Genomic DNA, 2,955 nt, shown 5'->3' with positions numbered 1-2,955 from the left:
GGATACCCGAGAGCCCTTTTCGTTCGGGCATTGCAGCGACCGTGTGCGAGGTAGTGATCGACGGCAGTGCACTTCTGCTCGTCGCTATAGCGCTGATATCTATCCTTACTGAGTTTAGTATCGTTTTTTCTGTAATCCTGATACCAAGCAAGGAGCTGGACCCTACAGGGACATCCGGTTTCATTAATTACGGCAGCACGGTTCTTGGTCGTATCTGATATACAACTCGATTGCTCATTTTTTCTCTTCAAGGGAATATATCCAGTACCTCCGTCTGTGTCAGTTGGTACAGATTTTCGGTAACATGCCCCAATCCGAAAGTCAGACTTGACTAAATACAAGTTTGAGCTAGTATGCCTTCCTCGTCGTCTCTGACAAAGCAAACCTCGCAACCCATGCCCTAGGGCACATCATCACGGGATTTGGAGGGGAAACCAACCCGGCATCTCAAAAGCGCCTGTCACATCACTACCATAACGACTATCAAGATAGTTCAATCTTTGTTATGACGCTATCCACTATTCGTCTGCTAAATCTATAGATAGAAAAAAAATCTTTACCCTCACTAAATAGGTATCATTTGAGATCAGCCACCTTAGCATTAAGGGCAACACAGACTGGGTACCTTTGTTGAGTCCGCCTATGCCAACTGTCTTGGATAGATATCCCTTCGACCTTTCTGGTGAAGACTTCACTGTGATATAGCTTTTAACTAAGCCAACCACAAGTGCGCGATCAATCCTAAAGAAGAACTTCATTACCTCACCTGAGGAAAACAACCGCATCTTGCCCTTGGATCCTATAGGTTGAACGCCTCAGCATAAATATTGAGCACTCAATTATGGTGCCCTATCTGCTCAGGACCAATGTCTTTTCAAACCATGTCTGCCTCGACACTTTTCACTTCGCTTACTACATGCTCCACAAACTGGCAGGCAAGCTCCTACAAGCCTAGAACTTAGGCCTTGACAGACTAGTTATGGCCAACTCACCTGAGACTACTGCATTCTTTAAAATATGTAAATATTATATAAAATCAAAAATATATTATGTTAAGCAACCGATGAATTATTGGACTTTGATAAATATTTCGCACAGGTTGTCTCTAGTCTTTTAAGTTGTTGAAACGATTTTTTACCTCTATAAGTTTCTTGAAAAATTATTCGGTGTCCATCTTTAATCCGATAATCAATAAATACTCCCGTAAAAGGCAAGCTCTTTACGTCCACGCTAACTACGCTAGTCCAAGAATCAAATCTACTGACAGACCGATTAAGGATTTTCCCAAAAACTGAAATACCACATTCCCCAATCACAATTACTCCTTGCAATTGTGATCTAATAATTTTATTTGGTAGATAAACAATCATTTTGCCATTTGAAACAAAATCTACTGAGAATTCATAAGGGAAAAGAGAGAGTGCCTGTTCAAGGTTGTATTTCATCCTTCGAGATAACCGAAGTTTTTCTTCTTCAAGCAATTGTGTAATATCCTGCCGCATTCCTATTCCAGTTCTTCTTTATGAGAATCTACCTAATTATTAATATCATTGATATACTGCTGAATAATTTACTAGCTCTATGCCATTATGTTGTATCCACGATCGCACGCGTAAATCACAGAGTGTCTCAAGATCACGACACCTTGGAAGTGTAAGAGAAGTATTATCAAGAAGATATTGGTCTAAATAATTAGGATGAAAATGCAAAATTGCAATTTCGTAGGGGCATTCAGCACCTTAAATGCATCCTTTTCCCAATCGCCTGGCGAGCTACCTCTTTCAAGGATCTTCATTAGAAACGGACTTTTAGCTTCCGCATAAGAATATAGCCCCATACCTCTAAATGGTATTTTTTCATTGTAATGAATTCCATACTCCTCACTAAGCTCCTCGAATGCTTGAAGCATAGGAGTTGTCATAGCACTGTGACCCTCCATATGGATTGGATAATATCCTGTAAGCTCTTTAAAATGCTCCATTTGAGCTTTTGCTTCCCTTTTAATATCATCAAAAAAGTGGGTATACATCACCTTTGCATTTTTCAGTACCAAAAACATCACTTTTCCACTGATAGCTTCTATAAAAAAACCATTAGAATCAACCAGCGACGGAATCTGACCCGGGTCACATATGGACCTGCCTTGAACAAAATTTACATGTAGAGCCATTCCAATATTCAGGCATACATTATTTTTCATTGTCACAGCAAATTCTGCTGCATCCATATTTGACATCAGAGATAGTACTGTTACTACACCATTTACACACCCATGAATAGCTCCTAGAGTATATGCCTCTAAAAATACAAAATCATCGGCTGATATTATAAGTTTTTTGCTCAATCCTTTCGCTCCTTGATGAATTCTGCATTGAACAGATCTCCATCTTCGTCCTTATCAAAAACTCTTTCACCTTGAACAAACGTATCTTGAACTTGCCAGTCATCGGTTATAACAACAAAATCCGCGTCTTTTCCAACACTTATTGATCCTTTTTTACTAGCAAAACCATATTTTTTTGCCGGATTAAGGCATGCCATCTCAAGACAGGTCTCAAGTGATATCCCTACATTTTCAACTAGGTTTCTTATTCCAAAAAGTACCGGCTTACTTGATCCCATTAGTCTTCCGGTATCTGTTAAAACGAAACCCTCTTTTGTTACATTCAGTACTGTATCTTTCGTATCGCTCTTATAGATACCAACAGGAGCACCTGATAATGCAGTACAATCACTTATCATCATAAATTTAGAGACATCTTTTAGCTTGAAAAATATACTAAGCATTTGGTTGCAAATATGAAGACCATCACATATGACTTCACAGTCAACTCTATTATCAGTTAAAGCAGCGCCTAAACCACCTATATCTCTATGGTGCATATCTGTCATCACATTGCCCGTATGTGTTGCAACAGAAATTCCAAGATTATATCCGAATTCGGCTTGTGCATA

Annotated in this window: 4 protein-coding genes; 1 reads left to right on the top strand and 3 read right to left on the bottom strand. The window is 39.2% G+C overall.

Features of this window, described 5'->3' with window-relative positions:
* The coding region (locus tag Q7P22_RS06015; RefSeq protein WP_303861935.1) for a hypothetical protein at positions 1–218 on the top strand (218 nt) is incomplete at its 5' end.
* Between the two features lie 834 nt (positions 219–1,052).
* Here Q7P22_RS06015 and Q7P22_RS06010 read toward each other — a convergent pair.
* The 3 genes from Q7P22_RS06010 to Q7P22_RS06000 all read right to left on the bottom strand — a co-directional run.
* A complete protein-coding gene (locus Q7P22_RS06010; RefSeq protein WP_303861932.1) occupies positions 1,053–1,481 on the bottom strand; it encodes a hypothetical protein in 429 nt (142 codons plus the stop codon).
* A gap of 203 nt (positions 1,482–1,684) precedes the next feature.
* A complete protein-coding gene (locus Q7P22_RS06005) occupies positions 1,685–2,344 on the bottom strand; it encodes a ChbG/HpnK family deacetylase (protein ID WP_303861930.1) in 660 nt (219 codons plus the stop codon).
* A partial coding sequence (locus Q7P22_RS06000) for an amidohydrolase family protein (RefSeq protein WP_303861928.1) occupies positions 2,341–2,955 on the bottom strand: 615 nt, incomplete at its 5' end. The genes Q7P22_RS06005 and Q7P22_RS06000, both read right to left, overlap by 4 nt.

Source organism: Alkalibaculum bacchi, assembly GCF_937875145.1.
Classification (GTDB): domain Bacteria; phylum Bacillota; class Clostridia; order Eubacteriales; family Alkalibacteraceae; genus Alkalibaculum; species Alkalibaculum bacchi_A.
This window is presented reverse-complemented; position numbering and strand designations above follow the sequence as displayed.